General features: G+C 47.8%; 1 protein-coding gene. It reads right to left on the bottom strand.

The features are described from left to right. On the bottom strand, positions 1-613 hold a 613-nt coding region (locus QUA45_RS28825), incomplete at both ends, for a pentapeptide repeat-containing protein (RefSeq protein ID WP_333223365.1).

Below are 613 nucleotides of genomic sequence, written 5' to 3'. Positions count from 1 at the left end.
TAACCGATTTTCGCTCCTGTTAAGTCAGCACCGCTCAAGTCAGCACCGCTCAAATCGGCTCCGATTAAGTTGCTTTCTCTCAAGTTGGCATTGATCAAACAAGCTCCTAACAAATTGGCCCTGAACAAGTTTGCTTGGTGCAAATTCGCGCCTGTGAGATTGACGTTGTGTAGAAAAGCATCGCTTAAGTCGGCTTCACTCAGGTTTGCATTGCTCAAGTTTCTTCCTGAAAAATCCTTTTCTTTTAAGGAAGCTCCTTTGAAGTTGGAACCGCTCAAATCGGGAGCTTGCGGCCCAGCTTGCCGATAAGACTGAGATGGCGGCGGCTGCGATTGGTAGCGGGACGCCTCTGAATATGGCCCTGCAGGGTTTCCCCCATAGTTTCCTGCATAATTTCCAGCATATTTTCCTGAAGAGGGTTCAGAAGAGTAGCGGGGTTCTTTTGGGGTGGCCGGCGGTGGCTGGGTGTTTGGATACTGAGTATTTCTGTACTGAGTGTTTTGGTACTGAGTGTTTTGGTACTGAGTATTGGGTTGCTGAGTGTTTTGGTACTGAGTATTGGGTTGCTGAGTGTTTTGGTACTGAGTATTGGGTTGCTGAGTGTTTTGGTACT

It is taken from the genome of Microcoleus sp. Pol12A5 (assembly GCF_036701435.1).
GTDB lineage: Bacteria > Cyanobacteriota > Cyanobacteriia > Cyanobacteriales > Microcoleaceae > Microcoleus.
Note: the sequence above shows the minus strand (reverse complement) of the source record. Positions and strands in the feature narration are given on the sequence as shown.